At 46.7% G+C, this 21,722-nt stretch carries 18 protein-coding genes; 10 read left to right on the top strand and 8 right to left on the bottom strand.

The features are described from left to right. Positions 1-211 precede the first annotated feature (211 nt). From BGP75_RS09125 to BGP75_RS09105, 5 genes are all read left to right on the top strand, one after another. On the top strand, positions 212-976 hold the full coding sequence (locus BGP75_RS09125; RefSeq protein WP_076717944.1) for a methyltransferase domain-containing protein: 765 nt from the start codon (positions 212-214) through the stop codon (positions 974-976). 143 nt (positions 977-1,119) lie between these two features. After that, positions 1,120-2,496: a bifunctional 2-polyprenyl-6-hydroxyphenol methylase/3-demethylubiquinol 3-O-methyltransferase UbiG gene (locus tag BGP75_RS09120; protein WP_076717942.1), complete on the top strand. Its 1,377-nt coding sequence runs from the start codon at positions 1,120-1,122 to the stop codon at positions 2,494-2,496. Between the two features lie 211 nt (positions 2,497-2,707). Continuing rightward, positions 2,708-3,487, top strand: coding sequence for a carboxy-S-adenosyl-L-methionine synthase CmoA (gene cmoA / locus BGP75_RS09115; protein WP_076717940.1), 780 nt, complete (start codon positions 2,708-2,710; stop codon positions 3,485-3,487). Beyond that, complete coding sequence (gene cmoB / locus BGP75_RS09110) at positions 3,484-4,473, top strand: tRNA 5-methoxyuridine(34)/uridine 5-oxyacetic acid(34) synthase CmoB (RefSeq protein WP_076717938.1); 990 nt, start codon at positions 3,484-3,486, stop codon at positions 4,471-4,473. Before cmoA ends, cmoB begins: the two co-directional genes overlap by 4 nt. Positions 4,474-5,068: 595 nt before the next feature. Further along, complete coding sequence (locus BGP75_RS09105; protein WP_076717936.1) at positions 5,069-9,058, top strand: EAL domain-containing protein; 3,990 nt, start codon at positions 5,069-5,071, stop codon at positions 9,056-9,058. Positions 9,059-9,172: 114 nt separating this feature from the next. Here the strand turns inward: BGP75_RS09105 and BGP75_RS09100 are convergent, their stop codons facing one another. Next, positions 9,173-9,571, bottom strand: a complete 399-nt coding sequence (locus BGP75_RS09100) for an acyl-CoA thioesterase (RefSeq protein WP_076717934.1) — start codon at positions 9,569-9,571, stop codon at positions 9,173-9,175. Positions 9,572-9,930: 359 nt separating this feature from the next. Further along, complete coding sequence (locus tag BGP75_RS27375) at positions 9,931-10,359, bottom strand: hypothetical protein (protein ID WP_233152893.1); 429 nt, start codon at positions 10,357-10,359, stop codon at positions 9,931-9,933. Here BGP75_RS27375 and BGP75_RS09090 point away from each other — a divergent pair. The 5 genes from BGP75_RS09090 (at position 10,268) to BGP75_RS09070 (ending at position 14,503) form a co-directional block, all read left to right on the top strand. Then, positions 10,268-11,167, top strand: a complete 900-nt coding sequence (locus BGP75_RS09090; protein ID WP_233152892.1) for a DMT family transporter — start codon at positions 10,268-10,270, stop codon at positions 11,165-11,167. The genes BGP75_RS27375 and BGP75_RS09090 overlap by 92 nt on opposite strands. Beyond that, the gene (rarD, locus tag BGP75_RS09085) at positions 11,164-12,099 is read left to right on the top strand and encodes an EamA family transporter RarD (protein ID WP_076717930.1); all 936 of its coding nucleotides are present in this window, start codon (positions 11,164-11,166) and stop codon (positions 12,097-12,099) included. The genes BGP75_RS09090 and rarD overlap by 4 nt, the downstream gene beginning before the upstream one ends. A 559-nt stretch (positions 12,100-12,658) precedes the next feature. Next, positions 12,659-13,525 (top strand): helix-turn-helix transcriptional regulator, encoded by an 867-nt coding sequence (locus BGP75_RS09080; protein ID WP_076717928.1) that lies wholly within the window; start codon positions 12,659-12,661, stop codon positions 13,523-13,525. Positions 13,526-13,563: 38 nt separating this feature from the next. Then, positions 13,564-14,004, top strand: a complete 441-nt coding sequence (gene trxC, locus BGP75_RS09075) for a thioredoxin TrxC (protein WP_233152890.1) — start codon at positions 13,564-13,566, stop codon at positions 14,002-14,004. Between the two features lie 229 nt (positions 14,005-14,233). Continuing rightward, complete coding sequence (locus BGP75_RS09070) at positions 14,234-14,503, top strand: hypothetical protein (protein ID WP_143821021.1); 270 nt, start codon at positions 14,234-14,236, stop codon at positions 14,501-14,503. 16 nt (positions 14,504-14,519) lie between these two features. Here the strand turns inward: BGP75_RS09070 and lpxC are convergent, their stop codons facing one another. The 6 genes from lpxC to murC form a co-directional block, all read right to left on the bottom strand. After that, positions 14,520-15,431 (bottom strand): UDP-3-O-acyl-N-acetylglucosamine deacetylase, encoded by a 912-nt coding sequence (gene lpxC, locus BGP75_RS09065; protein ID WP_076717923.1) that lies wholly within the window; start codon positions 15,429-15,431, stop codon positions 14,520-14,522. A gap of 241 nt (positions 15,432-15,672) precedes the next feature. Then, a complete protein-coding gene (gene ftsZ / locus BGP75_RS09060) occupies positions 15,673-16,878 on the bottom strand; it encodes a cell division protein FtsZ (RefSeq protein WP_076717921.1) in 1,206 nt (401 codons plus the stop codon). A 192-nt stretch (positions 16,879-17,070) separates the two neighbouring features. Then, positions 17,071-18,285, bottom strand: coding sequence for a cell division protein FtsA (gene ftsA / locus BGP75_RS09055; protein ID WP_076717983.1), 1,215 nt, complete (start codon positions 18,283-18,285; stop codon positions 17,071-17,073). Between the two features lie 180 nt (positions 18,286-18,465). Then, positions 18,466-19,254 carry a cell division protein FtsQ/DivIB gene (locus BGP75_RS09050; protein ID WP_076717919.1) on the bottom strand — a complete coding sequence of 263 codons (789 nt, stop codon included), beginning with the start codon at positions 19,252-19,254 and terminating at the stop codon, positions 18,466-18,468. Continuing rightward, positions 19,251-20,282, bottom strand: coding sequence for a D-alanine--D-alanine ligase (locus BGP75_RS09045; RefSeq protein WP_076717916.1), 1,032 nt, complete (start codon positions 20,280-20,282; stop codon positions 19,251-19,253). Before BGP75_RS09045 ends, BGP75_RS09050 begins: the two co-directional genes overlap by 4 nt. A 2-nt stretch (positions 20,283-20,284) precedes the next feature. Continuing rightward, a complete protein-coding gene (gene murC, locus BGP75_RS09040; RefSeq protein ID WP_076717982.1) occupies positions 20,285-21,712 on the bottom strand; it encodes a UDP-N-acetylmuramate--L-alanine ligase in 1,428 nt (475 codons plus the stop codon). Positions 21,713-21,722 lie beyond the last annotated feature (10 nt).

Here is a 21,722-nt window from a genome sequence, read left to right as displayed (position 1 = left end):
CCCCTTTGATAACTCTCCCATTAGCCATCAGAGTTGATCATCCCTTTGTTGATATTTGACTGTAGCACGACACCAATCAAATTATATGACTAAGGAATCTAAAGAAACTCTTGTCTATAATCTGAATCCTGATATCAACAGCTTCTGATCACAAACCAACTCATTCTGGCCCAAAAACAGATTGTTTTGGGTATAGGTACGCGATCCAAAAATGAACACACCTGATAGTCACTTTGATAATTTGGCTGAGCACTTTGCTGACAAAATCTATAACTCTCCCAAGGGACAGATTCGACTGGCACTACTGCAACTGGATTTAGCTGGCTTACAGCAGAGAGAACCTCTTCAAATTCTAGATGCAGGAGGTGGTCAGGGACATATCAGTCGCTGGTTTGCTGAAAAGCAACACCAGATATCTCTGTGTGATACATCAAAACCCATGTTGGAAAAGGCCCGGCAACTCAACGAAATTGCCGGCCTGACAAACAAAATTCAACTCCATCATTGTGATATTGATACTTTTTGCCAGAGTAATTTGGACCGTTTTGACCTGATTCTCTGCCATGCGGTGCTCGAGTGGGCTGAGAAACCTGATCTTTTGGTTAATCAACTGATTGATCAACTCAAACCCGGTGGCCATCTTTCGCTAATGTTCTACAACCGACACTCATTAATATTACGAAACGCACTACGGGGAAACTTACGGAAGGTTAAACGAGGTGACTGGAGCGGCGATGGCAACAGCCTGACACCTCATCAATCTCTTGATCCAGAAGAAGTCTATGGCTGGTTACAACAAAACTCGATGCAGATACTAGAAAAATCAGGAATTCGCTGCTTTTACGATTACCTGCCACTCAAGGTCAAACAGACCTACGATTTTGAGGATATTCTAGAGCTGGAACAAAACCATTACCGACAACAACCCTACATTCATATGGCTCGTTATATTCACGTAATCGCTACGCGGCTATAAAAAAACAGCACATAGATAGCTGAGATGACCAATAGCAGCTATCAATGATCCAAATTAACCGCACATCCTTGCAGCACTCAGCCGTTTACATTTAAATGTCCGTTGTAAAAGCTTCCGACCACAGCGGCAATGGGAAACATATAATGTCTGAACAACATTGGGATGAAAAGAGCTTTTGTGAGGACTACTGCACAACTTGGGAGATAGCCCACGACCAGGTGCACTATGGCTGGTTAGCACCGGGAGAAAACCAGTTGCGACTTATCGATATTGACCTGGCCAACGCCAATGTTCTGGATATCGGCTGCGGCATGGGTGAAAACCTGATCGCATTGGCACGCAACGGTGCAAACTGCCATGGTATCGATATCTCCAGTCATATGCTTAAGCGAGCCAGGGAAAATATGAGCCGCTTTGCTGACGAAATCAATCCAATTCACTTCCAGCAACAGGATATGCGTCAGACCGATTTTTTTCCAGGCACTGCTTTTGACCTGATACTTTCTGCCTATTCAATGGAATATCTGAGCTCCACCCAAGAGCTTAAAGACCTGCTCTATAACCTTTTTAAACGGTTGAAGCCTGGTGGAATTCTGATCTTCTGTTTTTCTCACCAATTACAGCACTTTCGCCATAATATGCTGGCAAACAGCTCCAGTAAAACCGGTGAAGATCAGTTTTCAACCATGATCTATTCATTCAGGGATGTAGTCGGAGCCCTGACTGAGGTAGGTTATCTGGTCGAACGAATAGTTGAACAGGGCACCCGCAATCCTTCACAGCTCAGCTATGAAGACGCCCTGAGCTTTCCTTACCACTTTCATCGCGATAAAAACCCTTGCCACCCTCAGTTTGATCAGGAAAGTAACAAAACTCCGCATACCATTATCTATAAAGCTCGAAAACTGGATACTCACGGCCTGGAGCAGGATAAGCAACTCACTTTTGGTTATGCGGAAAAGCAGGTCAAAATCTGGGGACAACAGCGGAGCATCACTCAATCTACACCGTTTAAAGCGGGGAACAGTGATTTTACAGCCCATAAGTTAGCACCTAAAGACGCGGTTGTAGGGCTCTGTGAAGTGCTTTCCGTCACCGTCAGCGAAGAAGACATCCAGACATCGGAGGATATTAGCCTATCCATTGATCTGGATGGATCGGAATCAACATTACTAGTCAATTGCAATTCTGTGCAAGCGTTAATCCATAGCAAGCTCACAGAAGCTGCTCTTTTCCCCAGTTACGCACGCAGCGTTTTTTCAGGTAGTGAGGAAATAGAAAGCGGTCTCTATATAAAACGTATTGACCCCATTTATGGTGAAGTGGGTCAACTGTTTTCTCGACAGCGAATGGGTATTCTTGTGTTTATTAACGGCGAGGAACCTGCTCACGGAACCATTGGCCTGGAGGACATAACGATTACCCCAGGGGATCATATCCAGATCATATACATTGCAACAAGTTGGGGTAAAGAGTGGCGTAAACGTAAGAAGAGCAGCGAGCAGATGGATCTGTTCTAGGGTTAATCTCGAACGCTTGGCTAGCTTCGCAAACAGCAGGTTGCGGAGTCCAAATGACTATAGAATGCAGGCCTATTGGTGTGTGCTACATAAGCACGTATAATCCACCTACTTCGAAGTACCCACCAGTCAATTCGATTAGCATTTTTTAATAGCCAAGTTAACAACTAACCTCCATTACTAACCCCTATAAATAAGCCAGCCTACCCTAATGTCATCAAAGAATTCAGATAGCGATCCATATGCAGGCTCCACCAGAGCCTCAAAACCTAAAGATGATATTTATGCCACACCATTAGGGAATATCGTCGACTTTCAGTTCGACGAAAAGGTCGTCGGTGTTTTCAGTGACATGATCAACCGCTCAGTCCCGGGTTACAGCACGATTATTAAGTCACTCGGTATTTTGGCTGCCGGTTACGCTCAGGAAGATTCTCGTTGTTATGATCTGGGGTGTTCATTAGGCGCAGCCACCTTATCGCTCTTACAACAGGTAAAAACACAAAACTGTCGTTTTGTCGCAGTGGATAACTCATCAGCGATGATTCAACGCTGCCGTGAGCACATTCAGGTGGCCGGGTTTGACGACGATGTAGATCTGGTTTGCGGCGACATTCGCGATATCAATATAAAAAATGCATCCGTTGTGATGATGAATTTCACGCTTCAGTTTGTTCCTCCTAAAGACAGAATGTCTCTTATCAAAAAGATTTACCAAGGCTTAAAACCTGGGGGCGTTTTGCTGTTGTCCGAAAAAATCAGCTTTGATGACAAACAGCTTGATAGCCAATTAATCGAGTGGTATCACGACTTCAAGCGTGCCAATGGATACAGTGAATTGGAAATTAGCCAGAAACGGGCAGCGCTGGAAAAAGTCATGATCCCGGAAAGTTTGGATTGCCACCGCCAACGATTAACCGAGGCCGGGTTCAACCGGGTAAATCAGTGGTTCCAGTGTTTTAACTTTGCCTCTATGGTGGCAGTAAAATGAATTATTTCGATAATTTTTTCAGTCAGTTTTTTTCAGATCTGGCCCATACAGATCTGGCCCCCTGGCGAGAACATTTGCAGGAACGGATTGAGCGTAAATTAACCACTGTTAACCATGGAGACCTCCCCCGTTGGCTTTCGGCCCTTGAAGCCATGCCTGATCTGGTACCCGAACAACTGGATCTTAATCGGGGCCGTTTGCTGATTGGTACAGGTGAACGCTGCTTTGAGTCCGAACTAAAGCAACTGGAACAAAGCCTGCGGACGCTGATGCCCTGGCGAAAAGGGCCCTATGAGCTATTTGGGATTAACCTTGAGACGGAATGGCGTTCAGATTTCAAATGGGATCGTGTTGAACCTCACCTGTCTCCGCTGCACAACCGCTTGGTGCTGGATATCGGCTGTGGAAACGGATATCACTGCTGGCGCATGTCAGCAGCGGGTGCACGGCAAGTTATTGGTATTGACCCATCCTGGAAATTTCTTATCCAATTCCGCGCATTAAAAAAGTATATTGGAGAGCTTCCTGTCGAGTTATTACCTTTAGGTATAGAAGAACTCCCCAAAAGAATGCGCTCCTTCGATACGGTTTTTTCGATGGGAGTTTTCTATCATCGCCGCAGCCCTATCGATCACCTGCAGGAACTCTTGGATATGCTCAAACCCGGTGGCGAACTGGTGCTTGAAACACTGGTTATTGACGGTGATGAAAACACAGTGCTGGTACCAGATGAGCGCTATGCTCAAATGCGCAATGTCTGGTTTCTACCCAGCTGTAAAGCCTTGGAAAAATGGATCAAAAGAGTGGGCTACAAAGACGTTCGTTGTGTTGACGTTAATCAAACCAGTATCGAAGAGCAGCGCTCAACAGACTGGATGCAATTCCACTCTTTGGCTGATTTTTTAGATCCTGAAAATCCAAACCAGACGGTTGAAGGACTCCCGGCTCCTAAGCGAGCAATATTTATCGCTCAGGCTCCCTACTAACTGTTAAAAAAACATCTCCGGAAAAAACATTGAATGTGGCCATGACAATAGTCATTGAAAACCGAAACTGAAGAAAAACATAACTTATTGAAATATAATAACTTTCACAACCTGAAAGAAAACTCAACAGGATTAAATCAACCGGCTGCGGGCTGCTGGCCACAAGGTTCCACAGATACTAACGCAGTAAATACCTGGTCCTGGCTTATTTTTTATACACCCTGAATATCGATAAAATAGACTCCCGGAGACAGCAGGAATCTATCTTCTCTCAAAATTTCAAGTCAGCTCAACGATATTCTCGACTAATATTAACTATATTAGGGATACAAAGGACTTTTGGAGACGTAACGGACTTTGCTCTTCGGGTTGGCAAAGCGATTTACCACTTGGCCAGAGGCTAACAACACGAAGCAGATTGATCGGAGAATGACCAAAGCTTAATGAAGTTTTTGCAGAAGAGGATTCGATCATACAGATAAGCATGTTTTTGGCTGACTACTTCTGTCTTGATCATCTCTTATTTGGCAATCTCGTATCTACCTACCTATTGCGTGAGGACGATACTCAGTTAATTATTGGCTGAACATCTTTTATGACTGGATCAAGCTTTATCAGCACACTCGAACCCGACCCCGTAGACCCGGTTCAATCTTTACCCCCCGCGTCTTTGCTGAAGAAGGCCGAGTTAGATCTGTGGGAATGGGACATTCCGCGGGACAGTGTAGAAGTTACCGATAACCAACGCAGCCTGTTTAGCTTCTCCACAGGTCACTTTAAGGGAAGCACCCGTTCTTTTCTCAACCGTATCTACGCCGAAGATAGAGAAGAGGTTGCCCAGGCACTCAGACAAGCATCAAGGGGTGTCGATCCGGCTCCTCTGACCTTCAGAATGCGCACCACCGACGGTAGTTTACGCTCTCTGACACTTAGCGCACTAGTAGTCAAAACCTCTGACGGCTTCCCACAACGAATGATCGGGCTGCTTCACAGCATTCCCAGTAGTGAGACTTCCGAAGACCGACTCAGACAACAACAGGCTGCCTTGCTGCAATGGGCCACCTCGGAAGCCATTACCCAAGGAGATACCGACGCCGGATTCCAGCTTATCTGTTGTGGCGCCGCCGAAATCCTGGGTGTCGAACGGGTTTCTGTTTGGTTTTTTGGCGATCAACAGCAACACCTGCAATGCACAGAACGGTACTTATTGAGTCAGAACATTCACACAGCCGGGGACTTGCTGTCGGCTGAATCGTTTCCACAGTATTTCAAAGCGCTTACGAAGAATAAAATAATAGCAGTCACTGATGCCCGAGTGCATCGGTATACGGCGGTATTATCTCAACGCTACCTTATCCCGGAAGGGATCTCTTCCAAGCTGGATGTAACCATTTCCCGGGAAGGTAGCCCCGTTGGGATTATTTCTTTCGAACATACCGAACTTCCCAGGCAATGGAAGGTGGACGAGCGAGGCTTTGCGATATCCATCGCCGATATGATCGCCATGCTCCTGGAAATCAGTGACCGCAAAGATGCTGAAACAGCCCTTAGCAGTCAGCAACGTTTGCTGCGTGACCTGATGAATAACAGCTCTTCGTTGGTTTATATGACGGATCTGGATGGACGCTATCTGCTGGTAAACCGTCAGTACGAGGAAGCCCATGGGGTGACTCAGGAACAGCTGCTTAAAAAAACACCTCACGCTCTTTATCCCAATGAACTGGCCGATCAGTTTATTGAAAATGACCAAAAGGTCATTCAAAACGGTGAAGTCCAGACCTTTGAAGAACAGCTCTTGCTGTCAGGGGAACTGCGCAGCTACTTTTCAATAAAATTCCCGGTGCGGGATGCGCAAGGAATGACCTATGCCATCACCAGTATTTCGACTGACATTACTGACCGAATACGAACCGAAGCGGCACTGAAAGAGAGTGAACTTCGTCATCGTACGCTGTTTGAGTCTTCTTTAGATGCAATTATGATTTTGGATTCCAGTGATCATTTTGTTGACTGCAATCCAGCCGCCTCCAGGCTGTTTGCCGATAATAATTTAGTTGGACGATCTATCTTTACATTGTTTCCCGGGCAACGTCCGGGTAATAAAAAAACCCGTAGTCAGAACACTGATAAACAGCTCGCTACAGATGACAGCAACAGCTTCGCCGCTTTTAACGACAGCCCCTTACTCCATGCACTTCAAATCTCTCTTCAGGAAAATAAACAATTCTCTCTGGAGAGCCATTGTCGTCGGCTTGACGGGTCGGAATTTGATGCTGAGATAAATCTCACACCACTGACCCTGTCTGGCGAACGTCACCGCCTATTATGTATTCGTGACATCAGTGCCCGTAAGCAACGGGATGAAATGATACTGAACATAGCCAAAGGGATTTCAGCCTCTACTGGAGAAACTTTTTTTCGATCACTGTTAGAACAGCTGTCCAGAGTACTAGGAGCCAATTACGCATTTGTCGGCCAACTGCATAACAATGGTTCCAGCGACCTGACCACCCTGTCCGTTTATAGAGAAGGGAAAGAACAACCCAATTTTCAATATGCACGACAGGGGACTCCTTGTGACAAGGTACTGGACGAGAACCTCTGTGTCTTTCCCAAAGACGTGCAGACAAAATTTCCCGAAGACCGCATGCTCAAAGAAATGGACATTCAAGCCTACGTCGGAGCTCCTTTGCTGGACAGCGATGATGAACCTTTGGGTGTCTTGGTTGTTTTATTCAAACATCCACTGGAAGATACAGAACTACACCGGCACCTGCTGCAAATTTTTGCTATCCGAGCTTCAGCCGAGCTGCAACGCAAACGACATGAAGCCGCGCTCGTGGCCAGCGAGGAACGTTACCGCGCCTTTATAAACAATAGTAGTGAAGGTATCTGGCGTGCAGAGATGATTCCTCCTGTGGATATCACGCACTCCACCGAAGAGCAGATTGAATACATTCTCAGTAATTATGTCATTCTCGAGGCAAATGAAGCTATCGCTCGAATGCACTGCTGCACCTTAGAAGAGTTGTACGCCTCATCACCCGAAGATTTTTTCGGTCCTCGCTCCATTCGAGACCTTATTCGTGAGTGGATTGAAACCGACTACCAGCTGACCAATCAGGAATTTCAGTTGGAAGGACCACAAGGGCAACAGATCTGGCTGTCCAGCTCTTATTCCGGAGTTATCGAAAACAATCAGTTAATGCGAATCTGGGGTACCCGTCGGGATATTACTCAACACAAGGAGTACCTTTCAGCAATTGAATACCAGGCAGAGCATGATGCTTTGACACACCTTCCCAACCGCTTCTGGCTGAATGATCGGTTACAGGAGCTGATCGACAGTAACAAGCAAACAGGACAACCGTTGGCATTAATGCTGCTGGACTTAAATCATTTCAAAGAAGTCAACGACTCACTAGGCCATCATACCGGTGATCAGTTATTGCGCCTGATTGGTCCCAGACTCTCAAGTACACTGAAAAAGTACAGTGCAGATATTGCCCGCCTGGGAGGGGATGAATTTGCCATTATCTTCAATCAGGTTGAGAATCCAGCGACCATCGAAAAAACGGCAAAAGAAGTCTGCCAAAACCTGCACCAGCCCTTCCAGTTAGAAGGAATTAAGCTGGAGATCCATTGCAGTATTGGCATTTCGCTCTTCCCTGATCATGGTGACGAACCCTCAGCTTTACTACGCTGTGCCGACGTTGCCATGTATTTAGCCAAGAATGCGAATGTTGCCTATGCTCTGTACAGCTCTGAGCTGGATGAACATAGCCCGGGAAGATTAGCGCTGATGAGCGAACTCGGAGAAGCGATTAGAGAGAACCAGTTACTGTTGCACTACCAGCCTCAGCTGGATCTTAACAGCGAAAAAATATCAGGGTTTGAAGCCCTGGTTCGCTGGCAGCACCCCAGCCAGGGAATGATTCCCCCGGGTCGATTTATACACTTGGCAGAAATGGGTGATCTGATTCGACCTCTTACTCTTTGGGTACTCGATCAGGCACTTTCCCAATGGCGACGCTGGAAAGACCAGGGTCATGAACTGAATATTGCAGTTAATCTATCAACTCGAAACCTGATGGACGAAGCCTGTCCCGAACACGTGCGGGCTATGCTGAGTAAACATAATGTTCCTCCCCAATGTCTGGAGTTGGAAATCACCGAAAGTGCATTGATTGCCGATCCTGCCAGAGCTATGGCATCACTTAAAGAAATTCATGACCTTGGTGTTATGCTTTCCATCGATGACTTTGGTACAGGCTATTCTTCACTGGCCTATCTAAAAGATCTACCCATTCATCAGCTTAAAATTGATATGTCATTCGTTCGCAATATGACTGAAGATAAGCGGAATGAAATGATAGTGAACTCCACCATACATCTTGCCCATAATCTGGGTCTCAGTGTTGTTGCCGAGGGAGTAGAAGACCAACAGTCTCTGCAGGTACTGAACGCCATGAATTGTGACATTCTTCAAGGCTATTACATCGGCCGGCCGGTCCCCCCTCAGGAAATTCAACTACAACCTGATGCCATTAAAATAATTAATAAAAAAAGAGAGCAAAACACCTAAGGAACCTGTAAATAAGTTCCCTGATAAGCAAAAAAACGACGCTGCGTCTCAAACACCTTAGGTTCTCTATGGCAGGAGAGAAAACAGCGCCCTTCACGTTGATAAATGATGAGTTTATCCGCGACGAATCTCGCGGGAACGCCCATTGTCATCAAGAGCAACAAAAATAAAGCGGCCTTCTGTTACCTTTTCCTTTTTTCGGGAATGATGCCGTTGGACCCATATCTCCACTTCGATAGTAATGGAGGTTCGGCCGACCTTTGCCACGTTGCAATAACAGCTGACTTCATCACCAACATTGACAGGTTTATGAAAGCTCATCGCATCGATTGCGACGGTTGCCACACGTCCTTCCACCTGCTGCGATGCGAAGGTACCACTGGCTAAGTCCATCTGCGCCAACAACCACCCACCAAAAATGTCGCCATTCGGATTGGTATCCGCAGGCATCGCAATGGTCTTCAGTGCAGGAATAGAATCCGGCGGTGTGTTGTGATCATTCTCTGATGGCATGATTTACTCCTAAAGCTACTTCTATAACGGGTTACTGATATTACAACGGCTACGACAACTGCGAGTATTTACCCTCAGCAACGCTAACAATCGATAAGGTTCATAGAGCTGCATCAACATAGTATGAATCATCTGCAGCCCGTATTTCAGCAGGCTCCCAGCCTACCAGAACAAAAAGATTTCGGTTGATAAATATTTAGCCCACATTTGTTAAAGATAATTGACAAAATACAGTATTCCACCCACAATCAGCTGCTATGGCAACTCAATCGACTCAAAACACTGTCTTTATGCGGACAGATCTTAATCCGGCAATGTCGGTCGCAATCAGCGACTGGCTGAAATGCCGCGAGCCGCTGTCAGCGGCCTGGATTCGGAGTGTTTTTAACTGATTGAGCACCTACTGGATTTAAGGCCGCAGCGTTTTCAACCTGCGGCCTTTTTTTATGCCCAAAATCGGGTGCAGTCCCTGGTGTAACTCCCAGTAGACAATGCATACCACCTGCATTTTCTGATTGCCGATATGCTCCAAAGTCACTGATAACCGAGGAAGGTAAAGTGACAGCCAAGGTTGCCCGCACTGCTGACAACTGAACATGTCCCGACAATACAAAAATGCCGGGAATTCTGATAAGGAGATAAAACGTGTCGACCACTGATTCGTCGATTTCAAACGCTTCGATAACCATCCCGTATTTGACCGTTGTTGTAGTTTGGTCCACAACCCCCCTGGCTGTCGTTTGGAGCAGTGAGGCGGTATCACCGGTGATGGCAGCTCTGTTGCGCATGGCGATTGCAGCAGTGGTTGGAACCATGGCATTACGATTCTGGCGAATCTCCCTACCCTGGAACAATCTTGCTCTGAAAAGTTACGGTTATGCAGTGCTAGGTATCTACGGCGCGATGTTACTCTGTTATTTGGCAGCACGCCTGGTTCCCTCTGGCTTAATTTCGCTGATTTTTGGCCTTTCACCAATGATCTCAGGCCTGTTCGCTTTCATCTGGCTGAAAGAAAAGGGATTCAGTGGCGTACGTTGGCTAGCCCTGATTATATCGATCCTAGGACTTGCCAGGGTACTTGGTGACGGTATGGATCTGAGTGATGGACGACTGGCTGGCGTAGCCCTGCTATTAGGCGCCGTAGCCTTGTTCAGCGCCAGCGGTGTATTGATTAAAGGTGTTAATATCAAGATTCACCCTCTGGCACAGACGGTTGGTGCTCTATGGTGCTCAGTTCCGCTGTATTTGCTGACCTGGATTTTAATTGACGGACAGCTACCCACCCTGGACCCTGGCAATCGTTCATTCTGGGCCATTTTATATTTGGCGCTGTTTGGATCTCTTCTGGGATTTGTCAGCTATTTTTACGTGCTGCAAAAGTTGTCTCCAACCACTGTAGCCTTAGTCACACTGATTACACCGGTTATAGCTCTGACCTTAGGCAATCTGTTGAATCAGGAACCTTTAACGATGTCACTACTTCAGGGGGCCATACTGATATGCCTTGGTCTGTCTCTCTATCACTGGGGGGATCGACTTCAACAATGGCTTATTCCATCCAGTAAGAATTTGACGATGGAGCCCGATAGCGAATGAATAGTGGAATTCTCGCTGCCCTCGGAGCCTTTGTGCTCTGGGGCTTCTTACCGGTATATTGGAAAAGCGTGGATCAGACACCCGCGACTGAAATACTGAGTCACAGGATGGTCTGGTCCCTGCTCTTTATACTGGTACTGCTTTTATTTCGCACCCAGTGGAGCTGGATAACAAAAGCCCGAACTCAGCCCAAGGTATTGTTAAATGCCTTCGGCTGCTCCTTGCTGTTAGGTAGCAACTGGATGATTTATATCTGGTCGGTAAACGCTGGTTACATCGTTGAGGCCAGTCTAGGTTATTACATCAATCCGCTTCTGAATGTCGTTCTCGGTGTGTTTTTCCTGCAGGAACGACTGCGTCCGTGGCAGTGGTTTGCTATTACAGTTGCTGCAACTGGCGTACTTTACTTAACCCTTAGCTACGGACAGGTTCCCTGGATCGCAATAGGGTTAGCTCTGACATTTGGATTCTATGGCCTGCTTAGAAAGCAATCTCAACTTGAATCAATGGAAGGGTTAGCTCTGGAGTCCTCATTTCTAACACTACCGGCATTTCTATATTTACTCTATCTGGGTTATCAGGGCAGTGGTAGTTTTGGCAACCTGAGTATCAGCCACGACTTACTACTGGCAGGAACCGGCATCGCAACCGCCCTCCCCTTGCTGCTATTCGCCTACAGTGCTCGACGTATTAGTCTGACAGCCCTTGGCCTGTTGCAATACATTGGGCCCAGTATTCAGCTTGCACTGGGAGTATGGATCTACAATGAACCATTTGACCAACAACGTATCGTCGGCTTTTCCATCATCTGGTCAGCACTGCTGATCTACACACTGGAGGGAATTTATCGCCGCCGAGCCCATAGAGTAAAGCTGGAAAAACCCACTGGCGTGGTAAATAATCGAGGGGAGATAAAAAAAATAGAAACCTGATGATAAAATCTATAAAGGAGCCCTGCTGTTTCCAACAGGGCTCAAGCTACCAGTATTCTTTGTTACAGGGGGAAGTTAACTATAGACCATCCTTTTTCCTTTACAGGGTTAATCCCTCATGATCTTTTTTTATATGCTTATTCCACTTAACTGAGTTGTACTTAGTTACATCACTAGACTATGCTTCCGGCAGAACATATATCGCGGGATGCTTACCACAAGTATTGGTCAGGCAAGCTCAAAAAGTGCCAGAGGAATTAAGTTAACAGACATGGAATGTTCTCAGCCAATGATATGGCTACTCCACCACCTCATACACCGCCCACTGACCTCACTGAATCAAGCATTGTCGGTTGGCTGTCGTACGACCTGAGATCACTCCAAACAGGCTGTTCAGCAAACTTCTTTGTAGTCCTGAATTTCTGGCAACCCTATTTCGCCACTACTGGCATCAGGGTAGCTGTTTCTATAGAAGGTTATTTCCTTTGGGGTTCCCGCTTAAACGGCTGTTACCCCAGTGTTGATCGAAGTCACTATTCTAATTGACGTGAGGAATATCATGAATACAGAGCAGGGCTCATCACCAGGCAAAATCAAACTTAACCGAACTAAACTGAAAAACCTCAGAAAGAACATGGGCTATAGTCAGGAAGCGATGGCAGACAAGTGTCGGCAAAAACGCATAAGAGTATCGATATCTTCAATAAAACGGGCTGAGTCAGGCCATTCAGTCAACTATAGAACTGCCAGAGAACTCGCTCTGTTCTTTGGTGTTGAGATAGCTGCTCTGGGTGAAGATCCAAAAGAACACCCTGTTGAAAAAACCAAACTGGCTCTCAAAATCAATGTAGACAAGGCATCACCTGCTTTACTGCCAGAGAACTGCACACTGGCACTGCTTTTCCTGTCTTTATATTTTTCCAGTTTTAGAAATCACAGCAAGCAGCCACTCCAGCAATGCATACAAATAGCAGAAAAACACGGTGGTGAAATCCACCAGCAATTAGGTAATTCCTTGCTGATCGTTTTTGATAGCGGCCAGAGTCTTAGTCCAGTTCAGTGCGCAACAGCAGCCTTGGAGATGGAACAAAACCTGAAACGGTGCTCAAAACAGATGCTGCACTTTTATTGTCGTCTGCATCTGATCAAACAGCCAGAATATTCAGGTGCAATTCAGCCTTCCTTAACTATCGAGCAAAAGTTACAACCAGGTATCTCTGACTGGGATACCATTTTTGACTGCGCTGGCCAGGAAGGAGACTGCCGGGTAATCGCCAGTAATGAAATCAAAGAAGCAACGGATACCCTGTTTAGCTATCAACCCCTGATCACGATCACTCAGCCAACTCTCTATCCAGGTCATCAGTTCTGGCGACTGAGGAGTCATCAACAGGCTGATAACTTAGTCAGCCATTATGGTTTATGATGAAACGCTTTTATGGGCTGCCAATATGGGAGATCACTATGAGTAATGGCTTGCTGATCATTTGTCCCAACTGTGGGACAACCAATCGCATACCTGAAGACAAGTCTCATACGGAAGGAAAATGCGGCAAATGCCAAAACGGCCTGCATACCTTTAAGCCCGTCGTACTAAATGACAGTAATTTTTCCAAGTATATTCGAGATAACCAATTACCGGTCATAGTTGATTTCTGGGCAGCCTGGTGCGGCCCCTGCCAAAGCATGGCCCCCATTTACCAGAAAACAGCCAGTCAGTCTGAAAGATTGTTGTTTGCTAAGGTAAATACTGAACTGGCACCTCAAACCAGCGCTCTATGCAACATCCGCAGTATCCCCACTCTTATTATCTTTCATCAAGGTAGGGAGTTAGAAAGAATAACGGGAGCATTACAGGAACCACAATTAAAACAATGGATCCTACAGACCCTTAGTAAAGCCTGACAAGCTCCCTCTGTTGTTATATCACCTTCCCTGCATTCAACCCAAACTCAGGTCGATTTTACTCGTCCTGAAACAGGAGAATCTGAAGAATGTAGTGAAATATGTGGGTATCCGTATGAATTTCGGTCGCTTATCCCCGGTGGGGATTTTCTCAAGGCCAATCGACTACGATTAAGCATCTGCATGAACCAGTTCATTGCACGCCCTCCGTTGTTGGTGTCAAGGCATCTTGGCAGCAGTAAATGACTTTTTAATGACAAAAAGCGGAAAACTAAAAAGACAGGCGAAGAAACCCACGAACTCAACTCATAACTACGCCAGCATCTATGAAATAGCCAACGGAAATAAAAAAACCGGTACTGATCACTCAGTTCCGGTTTTTCTGGAATCTAAACAAGGTACAACAGCTTTTATAGAATACAACAAGCCCTATCAACCAACCTTAGGAAAAGAAGCTCCTTTTCCAGGGCCTGTACAGCATAAATCTATTAAATACTAATCTATGAATACAAACCCTAAGTCGCCAACACTGGCTGAACATAGGATATAGGGGCCTCTTCGGCATCATCGAAAGTAACGATTTCCCATGCATCCTTATCATTCAACAATTCGCGTAGCAATAGATTGTTAAGGTAGTGGCCGGATTTAAAGCCTTTAAATTCACCAATCAGGCTTTTGCCCAACAGATACAAATCACCTACAGCATCCAAAACTTTGTGCTTAACGAATTCATCATCATAACGCAGCCCATCCTCATTGAGGACTCTATAATCGTCCACCACGATGGCATTGTCCATGCTTCCACCCAAAGCCAGATTCTGGGCTCGCAGATGTTCTATATCACGCATAAAACCAAATGTTCTGGCTCGACTCACTTCTTTCACAAAAGACGTACTGGAAAAATCCAGGCAACACTGTTTGTTGCGGTCACGAAATACCGGGTGGTCAAATTCAATGGTAAATCCTACTTTGAAACCGTCAAAAGGTTCAAAGCAAGCCCACTTTCCGCCTTGTTCAATCATCACTTTACGCTTGATTCGAATAAAGGCTTTTGGCGCATCCTGCTCTTGAATTCCCGCAGATTGAATCAGAAAGACAAAAGGTGCCGCGCTGCCGTCCATAATGGGGACTTCTTCAGCGCTGAGTTCAATATATGCATTGTCGATACCCAGCCCAGCCAACGCGGACAACAGGTGTTCAACAGTAGCGACCCGAACTCCGTTGTTTGCCAAATTGGTTGACATAGTCGTATCGCCAACATTTTCAGCCCAGGCTTTAATTTCCACCGGCGGATCGAGATCAATACGACGGAAGACGATGCCGGTATCTACTGGCGCAGGTTTTAGCGTCAGATATACCTTTTCACCGGTGTGAAGCCCGACACCAGTGGCCTTGATAGCATTTTTGAGCGTTCGTTGTCTAATCATTCGCACCGACATTCTATTCAGGTAAAAAGGTTGTTCACGTATAAAGAGCATCCAAGCAAAAGAGTGCCCACAAAAACTATGGCGCATGATAACAAAGCTGTCACTTTATTTACAGCGCTCCACAATCTGTGCCCCTGATCTATCAATTACGGTCTACAGCTATTATTGCACACCCGACTGAACACAGGACAGCCAATAAAAGCATATCCCGGAAACGACATTGCCTTAGGATAGCCTAAGATTAGTCAGCCTGACGTCTCAAGAAAGCGGGAATTTCCAAAAATTCCATCTCTTCGTCAGTTCCGGTTTTTTTCAGCTCAACAGCCTCCTGTTCCGCGCTTACATTCATAGCACGCTGAGGCCGCGCCTGTGGCTGAGCACTGGTATCATTCTGTCTTCTTAGCACAGTGGGAAGATCCAACTGATCGAAATCCAAAGTACCGTCAACTTTACGCTGGCCGTTGCTTACTACCTTCACAGCAGGCACTTCACGATTTCCCAGTCCTGTGGCAACTACGGTCACTTTTAGTTCATCACTCATTTCCGGATCAATTACTGTCCCGACAACCACGGTAGCATTATCGGAAGCAAATTCTTCAATGGTGTCACCGACTTCGGCAAACTCTCCCAACCCCAAATCAAGACCAGCAGTGATATTGACCAGAATACCTTTTGCTCCCTGAAGATCGATATCCTCAAGCAGTGGGCAGCGAATGGCCTCTTCTGCTGCAATACGCGCACGATCTTCGCCCCGAGCCACTCCGGTGCCCATCATAGCCATACCCATTTCTGACATGACTGTTTGCACATCAGCAAAATCGACATTGATCATGCCGGGACGGATAATCAGGTCAGCAATCCCTTGAACAGCGCCCTGCAATACATTGTTGGCCTCTTTAAAAGCCTCTATCAGAGAGGTGTTTTTCCCCAATACGGACAGCAGTTTTTCATTAGGAATAGTGATCAGGGAGTCGACATTTTGTGACAGATCCTTAATCCCTTCCTCAGCAATCTTACTCCGTCGACGTCCTTCAAATGGGAAAGGTTTGGTCACGACCGCCACTGTCAGAATACCGAGTTCCTTAGCAACTTCTGCAACGATAGGTGCAGCACCGGTACCGGTACCACCGCCCATGCCAGCGGTGATAAATACCATATCGGCACCACTGAGCAGATCGGCAATACGTTCACGATCCTCCATTGCGGCCTGGCGACCAATCTCAGGATTTGCACCGGCCCCCAGTCCTTTGGTTAATTGGCTACCAATTTGCAATTGGCTGCATTGCCCATCTCCCTTAAGAGCCTGGGCATCCGTGTTGGTACAGATAAACTCTACCCCGTCTACCTCGCTGGCCAGCATGTGTTGAACGGCATTGCCGCCACCACCACCAACACCGATCACTTTGATCACTGCGCTTTGAGGTAAGTTGTCGACTAGTTCAAACATATCCCATCTCCCCTTTGGATCTACCCCGAGTTTTGGCTCGAGATCTTTAATTCACTAAAACTGTATATTTATAGGCTGCAGACAGTGGCTTAAAAACGACGACTGCAAGACTATTACTTGTTGTCAATCATCTACGGATTGACCTTATTATCGGGTTGGTCATTCTTGTAGATGACCTTCTTTACAGGGCCCTCAGAAATTACTCTGGAACCAGCTTTTCATTCGATTAAGCATACTTGGTCGCGAAACTTGAATCTCCGCCGGTAGTTGCTGTTGCTGCTGATAGTGTTTTTCACCGTAAAGGAGCAACCCGACACTTGTTGCATAGATGGGGTTGCCAATAATATCGTTAATGCCATAAACCCCAACCGGTTTGGCCAGGCGTACTGGCATATGAAATATTTCCTCTGCCAGCTCAACTGTTCCTTCCATCTTTGCAGTTCCGCCGGTCAGAACAATGCCAGCAGCAACCAGATCCTCGAAACCACTTCGACGTAACTCCGTTTGAACCAGGGTAAATAATTCGTCGTAACGTGGCTCCACCACTTCAGCTAACGCCTGACAGCTAAGATCTCGTGGCGGACGATCTCCAACACTAGGCACCTTGATAATCTCGTCAGCACTGGATAACTGAGCCAGTGCACACGCATATTTGATCTTAATTTCTTCAGCATGAGGTGTTGGTGTACGCAAGGCCATCGCAATGTCATTGGTCACCTGATCCCCTGCAATAGGTATCACCGCGGTATGACGAATGGAACCAGCGGTAAAGACAGCAATATCAGTAGTTCCACCACCAATATCCACCATACAGACCCCCAGTTCTTTCTCGTCTTCAGTTAAGACGGAATAACTGGATGCCAGTTGTTCCAGTACAATGTTATCCACATCCAAACCACAACGCCGGATGCATTTCTCAATATTCTGTGCCGCATTAACCGCCCCGGTAACCAGGTGAACTTTGGCTTCCAAGCGTACGCCAGACATGCCCAGGGGTTCCTTAATCCCTTCCTGGTTATCAATGACATATTCCTGTGGCAGGATATGGAGAATTTTCTGATCAGCCGGAATAGCTACAGCACGAGCGGCATCAATAACCCGGTCTAAGTCGTAGTCAATAACTTCCCGATCACGAATAGCGACAATACCGTGAGAATTCATTGAACTGATATGACTACCAGCAATACCCGCAGTGACTGAATGAATTTTACAGCCCGACATCAATTCAGCTTCTTCCACCGCCCGTTGAATTGAGTGAACCGTGGATTCAATATTAACCACGACACCACGTTTCAACCCTCGAGAGGGATGAGAGCCTATACCAATCACATCGATACGACCGTCAGGACCGACTTCCCCCACCAAAGCCACCACTTTGGAGGTACCGATATCCAGACCTACTATCATGTTGTTGTGTTCTTCTGGCACCTTAATTTCCTGCTCTCTTTAAAATCGCTATCGAACCCGTTGCTTTCAATTAACTGTTTATTACTAACAGCTCTCAACTCTTTGTCTTTACCTTCCAACTTCCAACCAATAATTTTGAACTAAGTCCATCACCCCATCGTGACCGAAAACAGCATGCCATTAACTCTGAGCCTTAGGTGGCTGTCTCCAGGTAACGGTTAAACCATTGGTGTAGCGCACATCAATCTGTTTAATCTTGTCTGCATGGTTTGCTAACTGCGAGTCGTACACTCGACTGAAACGATGCATTTTATTAACCACATCCCCTCTTCCCAGCAACATGCGTATGCCATTATTAAGGGTCAGACTCCAGGCCCCTCTTGGCTCCAGCTCCAGTGATGATAGTTGCAACTGTAGCGGCTTCATCTGCTGGTTAAGCGATCGAAACTGTTCCATAACTGTCAACGTTCGCGACTCCGGCCCTAACAGTTTCGGCAGCTCCTGGAATTGCCTCTCTTTTAAAACGCGAAGGTTTTCACCCGCGCCATCAATCTGCTGCGGTACGAATACCCGTCCTTCACTATTCAATAACCCCTGGTCACCCCAGCGGGCGACAGGAATCTCTTCTGTTACCTTAACCTTCAATCCGGTCGGCCATTGACGGCGAACATCAACCTGGTGGATCCATGGATGGGCTTCCAACGCTTGCTTAACATCGGCCAGATCAATCTCCAGATACCTTTTCTCTACTTGATTCCATACCAGCTGACGTAGCCCACTCTTATCGGTATGACCAAATGTGCCAACCATTGAGATATTTTCCAGCGGCTGATCCAACCATTTAACCGCCCAGGTACCACCGTAATAGAACAACCCGGCAAATAATGGCAGCTGCAACCACAGCAGCAGTTCATAGAGGCTGATACCTCTGGCTGTCTTGCCAATTGAACCTGCCAACAAAGGTTTCATTTACTATTAACACCTACTGGCTGTTTAAGGCCTTTATGTTTCTGCGCACCGTCGGCCCCAGCTAAAATGGCCAAGACCAATTGCTCAAAACTTAACCCTGCTTGCTTTGCTGCCATCGGCACCAGGCTGTGATCAGTCATGCCCGGTATGGTATTCACCTCCAACAGCCAGAACTTTCCATCCTGGTCCTGCATAACATCAACCCGTCCCCAGCCTTCACAACCGACGGTATTGAATGCTCGAACAGACAACGTCTGAATCTCAGCGATTCCTGCTTCGTCCAACTCGGTATCAAAATGATAATCCGTATCATCAGACACATACTTGGCGTCATAATCATAAAACAGGTGAGGTGTCTCCAACCGAATCACCGGTAAAGCCTTACCGTTGATAATTGCCACAGTGTATTCCCGCCCGGTAATCCAGCGTTCAGCAAAGACACAGCTATCAAGCTTTGCCGCTGACTGATATGCCTCAGCAAGCGCTTCAGCATTATCCACCTTGACCATGCCAATACTTGAACCTTCATGAGCAGGCTTAACCATCGCCGGTAATTGAATCTGATCAGCGGCTTGCTGCCAGTCAGAATCGGCATTCAAAACCTGATGAGGAGGAGACGGCAATTCAAGACTTTTCCACAACTGCTTACAACGCAGCTTGTCCATCCCCAGTGCCGACGCCATCACACCACTTCCGGTATAAGGAATACCAAGCATTTCAAGCGCACCTTGAATGGTTCCGTCTTCACCACCAGGTCCATGAAGTGCAATAAAAGCAAGATCTATCGGCTCTGCCTGCAATTGCTGAATCGGATTAAGGTCACCTTCTGGTCCAAAAAGATCAATGGCAAAGACATCAACACCACTGGATTTCAGCGCTTCAAAAATAGCCATCCCACTTTTCAGAGAAACGGGCCGCTCCGAAGAGTTCCCACCAAATATCACCGCAACACGACCAAAGGAACTGGGGTCCGGGATACCAAGCTTAAGCGCATCGAGGGCAACGGCATTAATGTTAACTGCAGCCATGATTACACCTCCTCCAAAGGCTGTAATTTGCGTTGTGCCAGGCTTGAAGATACGGTGCCAATATCTCCTGCTCCCTGAGTCAACAGAAGATCTCCTGGATGTAAAATGTTCTGAAGCACCTTCGCTACGTCCTCTCCCCGCTCAACAAATACCGGATCAACCTGACCCCGTTGTCGAATAGAGCGGCAAAGACTACGACCATCAGCCCCAGCAATAGGCTCCTCACCGGCTGGATAAATATCCATCAGTAACAACACATCCACTTCAGAAAGAACCTGAACAAAATCTTCATACAAATCCCGCGTGCGGCTATAGCGATGAGGTTGATAAACCATCACCAAACGCTTTTCGGGCCAACCACTGCGAATAGCCTGTATAGTTGCAGCAACTTCTCTGGGGTGATGGCCATAGTCGTCGACCATCATCACAGAATCAGCTTCAAATTCATTACCAGCGGCAGTAAGCAGATCAAAATTCCCCATTATCTGGAACCGGCGGCCAACCCCTTCAAACTGGCCAAGACCTTCAACAATGGCTTTATCATCCAGCCCTTCATCCGTAGCAACGGCTATCACCGACAACGCATTCAATACATTGTGTAACCCCGGCATATTCAGGGTAATGTCCAGGTCAGCAGATCCCTTTGGTCTCAGCGCTGTAAAACTGGTACGCATACCTTCCTGGCGAACATTCACGGCCCTGAAGTCAGCATCCTCATTAAAACCATAGGTCAGGATGGGGCGGCTGATCTTGGGCAGAATTTCTTCAACTATCGGATCATCAGTACAGAGTACTGCCAGCCCATAAAAAGGAAGGTTGTGCAGAAACTCTATAAAGGTTTTTTTCAACTGTTCAAAATCACCGCCGTAAGTGGACATGTGATCTGCATCGATATTAGTTACGATGGCAACCATAGGCTGAAGATGTAAAAAAGAAGCATCACTTTCGTCGGCCTCAGCAACCAGGTAGCGACTGTCGCCGAGCCTCGCATTGGTACCAGCACTGGTAAGCTTGCCACCGATAACAAAGGTAGGATCTTCTCCACCTTGAGAAAATACGGCTGCCATCAAACTTGTTGTGGTTGTTTTTCCATGAGTTCCGGCAATCGCAATACCATGTCGGTAGCGCATCAATTCGGCCAGCATTTCGGCACGGCGGACAACCGGGATTCTGTTCATTCGCGCCGCCTTAACCTCCGGATTCTCTTCATTTACCGCACTGGAAACGACAACAGCATCAACATCTTCTATATTGCTTTCCTGATGACCAATGAAAATGGTCATTCCCAGACTTTCAAGTCGGTCAGTCACAGCAGAGCGTTTCAGGTCTGAACCAGCAATCTGGTACCCTTGATTCAGCAGTACTTCGGCTATACCACACATGCCAACACCACCGATACCGACAAAATGGATACGGCCGATTCTGCGCATCTCCGGTAAC

The sequence above is a fragment of the Motiliproteus sp. MSK22-1 genome (assembly GCF_001968815.1).
In the GTDB taxonomy this organism is placed as follows: Bacteria; Pseudomonadota; Gammaproteobacteria; order Pseudomonadales; family Balneatricaceae; genus Motiliproteus.
The sequence above is the reverse complement of the archived record's forward strand: the minus strand, read 5'-3'. Positions and strand labels throughout refer to the sequence as shown.

Excerpts from the sequence above, each read along its gene's own strand:
- trxC (WP_233152890.1), top strand. The coding sequence starts at position 13,564 with ATGAGTAATGGCTTGCTGATCATTTGTCCCAACTGTGGGACAACCAAT.
- BGP75_RS09100 (WP_076717934.1), bottom strand. The coding sequence starts at position 9,571 with ATGCCATCAGAGAATGATCACAACACACCGCCGGATTCTATTCCTGCA.
- cmoA (WP_076717940.1), top strand. The coding sequence starts at position 2,708 with ATGTCATCAAAGAATTCAGATAGCGATCCATATGCAGGCTCCACCAGA.
- BGP75_RS09125 (WP_076717944.1), top strand. The coding sequence starts at position 212 with ATGAACACACCTGATAGTCACTTTGATAATTTGGCTGAGCACTTTGCT.
- murC (WP_076717982.1), bottom strand. The coding sequence starts at position 21,712 with ATGCGCAGAATCGGCCGTATCCATTTTGTCGGTATCGGTGGTGTTGGC.
- BGP75_RS09050 (WP_076717919.1), bottom strand. The coding sequence starts at position 19,254 with ATGAAACCTTTGTTGGCAGGTTCAATTGGCAAGACAGCCAGAGGTATC.
- ftsZ (WP_076717921.1), bottom strand. The coding sequence starts at position 16,878 with ATGTTTGAACTAGTCGACAACTTACCTCAAAGCGCAGTGATCAAAGTG.
- BGP75_RS09105 (WP_076717936.1), top strand. The coding sequence starts at position 5,069 with ATGACTGGATCAAGCTTTATCAGCACACTCGAACCCGACCCCGTAGAC.
- BGP75_RS09045 (WP_076717916.1), bottom strand. The coding sequence starts at position 20,282 with ATGGCTGCAGTTAACATTAATGCCGTTGCCCTCGATGCGCTTAAGCTT.
- rarD (WP_076717930.1), top strand. The coding sequence starts at position 11,164 with ATGAATAGTGGAATTCTCGCTGCCCTCGGAGCCTTTGTGCTCTGGGGC.
- BGP75_RS09120 (WP_076717942.1), top strand. The coding sequence starts at position 1,120 with ATGTCTGAACAACATTGGGATGAAAAGAGCTTTTGTGAGGACTACTGC.
- ftsA (WP_076717983.1), bottom strand. The coding sequence starts at position 18,285 with ATGATAGTAGGTCTGGATATCGGTACCTCCAAAGTGGTGGCTTTGGTG.
- BGP75_RS27375 (WP_233152893.1), bottom strand. The coding sequence starts at position 10,359 with ATGCGCAACAGAGCTGCCATCACCGGTGATACCGCCTCACTGCTCCAA.
- lpxC (WP_076717923.1), bottom strand. The coding sequence starts at position 15,431 with ATGATTAGACAACGAACGCTCAAAAATGCTATCAAGGCCACTGGTGTC.
- cmoB (WP_076717938.1), top strand. The coding sequence starts at position 3,484 with ATGAATTATTTCGATAATTTTTTCAGTCAGTTTTTTTCAGATCTGGCC.
- BGP75_RS09080 (WP_076717928.1), top strand. The coding sequence starts at position 12,659 with ATGAATACAGAGCAGGGCTCATCACCAGGCAAAATCAAACTTAACCGA.